The organism is Oribacterium sp. oral taxon 078 str. F0263 (genome assembly GCF_000469565.1).
Classification (GTDB): domain Bacteria; phylum Bacillota; class Clostridia; order Lachnospirales; family Lachnospiraceae; genus Oribacterium.
This window is the reverse complement of the sequence record NZ_KI273100.1, coordinates 14528-18111: the sequence shown is the minus strand read 5'-3', so window position 1 is coordinate 18111 and position 3584 is coordinate 14528. Positions and strand designations below refer to the sequence as shown.

The window sequence follows — 3584 nt, the reverse complement described above, 5'->3', positions numbered from 1 at the left end:
CTTCGGGAGGCACTTCTCTTTGAGAAGACTCAAGGACGCTCCGAGTCTGCCCGATGGCAGACTTCCGCAGCGAAAAGGACGCCATGCCAAAGAAATCTCTTTTCATCAGCGCTCTCCTCCTATCCACCGGATGCCGTCTCCGTACCCCCCTATTGGAGCTGCGCAATACTCGTGCTTTTCCTGATGAAAAGCACTCCCTTGCGACAGCTCCAGTACCTGAGATACCTGTGGCATGCTCTAAGCTCGCTCTGTAAAGAAAACATGTCCAGCCCTGCTCCAACGGGAGAGAAAGCTTCGACGCAATGTCGGATCGCTGTGTTTCTCCCGCTCTGATAAATTGGAACACCGAGACTTATGCATGGATTTCCCAAACCTACGCCGCACCGCCGAGCAGTCGCTCCATAAGCAGGCCGTCTTTTGCCCTGGCATTTAACGCCCGGGAGGCATCAGCCGACCTCCCTCCGGGAGGCACTTCTCTTTGAGAAGTGGTCAAGGACGCTCCGAGTCTGCCTGATGGCAGACTTCTACGCTCGCGTCGCTGGTCGCGGCAGTCGGAGCGAGAGCGTCCTGCGGTGAATCGGCCCTCGGCGAAAAAGGCGGCAATAAAATCATTCCCTCTTTCCTGCCCTTCCCAAAGGTTCTTTTGATGGGATTCCGGCCCGTCTGGGATAGCGGGACGGACTTTCCCGGAGTTTTCCGATCAAAAGAATACTTCTTTCGATATCGCTCTCCGGCAAAATGAAGCTCTCTCTCTTTATGAGCTTTCCTCCGAGAAGACGAATCGCGGCCTTCGCTTCTTCCAGCTCTTCCTCGATTCCGCCCGCCTTCATCGCAAGGAAATATCCTCCGTTTTTCACAAAGGGAAGGTCATATTCAGAGAGCACAGAGAGCCTAGCGACAGCTCGTGAGACCGCAAAGTCGAAGGCTCCCCTCCATTTTCTCTCATGAGCAAGTTCCTCTGCTCTTCCGTGTACACAGGAGATTCCTTTGAGATTAAGCTCCTCTATGAGCTCATTCAGAAATCGAAGGCGTTTCTGAAGGGAATCATTCAGGACGACCTCCAGCTCCGGAAAGGCAATTTTCAGAGCCAGTCCGGGAAATCCGGCTCCGGTTCCGACATCGATGAGTCTCTTTCCCGGAAGGGTATTCCGAAGCAATGTTTCACGTGAAACATTGCCCGTGGAAGGAAGGCTTACCGCCGCCAAGGAAAGGCTGTCCGTGAAATGCTTCAGTACCACATCGGATTCTTCCGTAATCGAGGTAAGATTCATTACCTTGTTTTTTTCCGTCATTCTCTCATAATATAGGAAGAATTTCTCCAGCTGTGCCTCCGTAAGCTCGACCCCGAGAGCCGCCGCACGTCTGCTGAGCCCCTCCCGAAAGCTCTCTGTCATATTCTTTCCCCCTTTTCCTTCTCCCCTTGATTTTATATCATCCGCCGCGTGAAAGAGAACTCGCAATGTTTCACGTGAAACATCATCCCTTCCTGCGGCGTTTTTCGAGATGTACCAAAAGAACACTGATATCCGCTGGGCTGACGCCACTGATTCTCGATGCCATTCCCACATTGTCCGGTCGGATGAGGCTCAGCTTCTGCCTGGCCTCCAGCCGCAGATTTCCGACTTCGGCATAGTCGATATCCTCCGGAATTCTCTTTTCCTCCATGGTTTTAAAGTGGGAGACCTGCTGAAGCTGCCGCGCGATATATCCCTTATAGCGGATCTCTATTTCTACCTCCTCCCGGACCTCCGCGGAGAGCTCCGGTCTGTCCGGATCCAGCGCTCGAAGGCTTTCATAGCTGAGTTCCGGCCTTCGGCATAGCTCTGCGAGGGAAACTCCGGATTTGATTTCAGCTGTCCCGAGCTTCCTGAGAATGCGGTTCGTCTCCTCTCCGCCTCCTACAAAGCTCTTCTCCATTCTCTCCGTCTCCCGTTCTATCGCCAGCTTTTTCTCCCGGGTCTTCCGAAGCTCCTCCGCGGAGACCAGTCCGATCCGATAGCCGATCTCCCGGAGACGAAGATCCGCGTTGTCCTGTCTCAGCAGGAGACGATACTCTGCCCTGCTCGTCATCATGCGATAGGGCTCCCGGTTTTCTTTCGTCACGAGATCATCGATCAAAACTCCGATATAGGCCTCCGAGCGGTCCAGCACCACTGCCTTTTTCCCAAGGCAGCGCATCGCAGCATTGACCCCGGCCATGAATCCCTGTACCGCGGCCTCCTCATAGCCGCTGGAACCGTTAAATTGTCCGCCGGAAAAAAGGCCGCGAATTGTCTGGAATTCCAGGCTGCTCTTAAGCTGCTGGGAATCGATGCAGTCATATTCGATCGCATAGGCGTTCCGCACAATCTCCGCTCTCTCCAACCCCTCCATGCTCCGGTACATATCGATCTGTACATCCTCCGGAAGAGAAGAAGACATCCCGGAGAGATACATTTCATTCGTATACAGTCCCTCAGGTTCGATAAAGATCTGATGCCGCTCCTTCTCCGGAAAGCGCATGACCTTATCCTCTATAGAAGGACAATATCTCGGTCCTGTCCCCTCTATCTCCCCATTGTACATGGGAGAGCGTTCAATATTTTTTCGAATGATATCATGCGTTTTTTCATTGGTATAAGTCAGATAACAGTCAATCTGCTCCTTCTGCACCGTATCCGGATCCGTGGAAAAGGAAAAGGGAATGACCGGATGATCTCCCTTCTGTATCTCCATCTTCGAGAAGTCAATTGTCCTCCCGTCGATGCGGGCCGGCGTCCCCGTCTTAAAGCGAAGCATTCTTACTCCGGCGCGGCGGAGAAACCCGCTCAGATGCCCTGCATTTCTCAGCCCGTTTGGCCCGGTATCCTCCGAGACCTCTCCGTAGATACAGCGGGAATTCAGATAGACCCCTGTGCACAGCACAACCGCTCTTGCAAAAAAATCTGTTCCCGCGGCATCCCGCACACCGAAAATCTCTCTTTCTCCTTCGCTCTCCTTAAGCAAGAGCTCCGTGATCTCCGCCTGCCGTATCGTGAGATTCTCCTGATTCTCTACAGTGCGTCGCATCTCCTTCATGTATTCCTGCTTGTCCGCCTGCGCGCGGAGAGAATGCACCGCCGGACCCTTTGAGCGGTTCAGCATCCGAGACTGGAGGAAGGTCTTGTCGATATTCTTCCCCATCTCTCCTCCGAGCGCATCCAGCTCGCGGACGAGATGCCCCTTTGAGGAGCCTCCGATATTCGGATTGCACGGCATCATCGCGATATGATCCGCGCTGAGACAGAACATGATCGTCCTAAGACCGAGCCGCGCGCAGGCCAACGCAGCTTCCACTCCCGCATGACCGGCACCAACCACCGCCACATCATAAGATAATTCGGCCATACCGAACCTTTCCCTCCTCAAATGTTTCACGTGAAACATACTATATAAACTCTGTTTAGCCGACCTCCCTTCGGGAGGCACTTCTCTTCGAGAAGACTCAAGAACGCTCCGAGTCTGCCTGATGGAAGACTCGAAAAGCTGGCGATTTTTGCCGCCGATCTGGCGCTTTGTCCGCCGATAAGCGGGCCGTCTGCCGCCCCGGCGCTTAGCGATTTGGT

The 3584-nt window shown here is 53.8% G+C and carries 3 protein-coding genes; all 3 read right to left on the bottom strand.

Translation table 11 applies throughout. The features are described from left to right. Positions 1-608: 608 nt before the first annotated feature. Positions 609-1394, bottom strand: a complete 786-nt coding sequence (rsmG, locus tag HMPREF1986_RS03895) for a 16S rRNA (guanine(527)-N(7))-methyltransferase RsmG (RefSeq protein ID WP_021773467.1) — start codon at positions 1392-1394, stop codon at positions 609-611. A gap of 82 nt (positions 1395-1476) precedes the next feature. Then, complete coding sequence (gene mnmG / locus HMPREF1986_RS03890) at positions 1477-3366, bottom strand: tRNA uridine-5-carboxymethylaminomethyl(34) synthesis enzyme MnmG (RefSeq protein ID WP_036599248.1); 1890 nt, start codon at positions 3364-3366, stop codon at positions 1477-1479. 26 nt (positions 3367-3392) lie between these two features. Beyond that, on the bottom strand, positions 3393-3584 hold a 192-nt coding region (locus HMPREF1986_RS13365; protein ID WP_207636976.1), incomplete at its 5' end, for a hypothetical protein.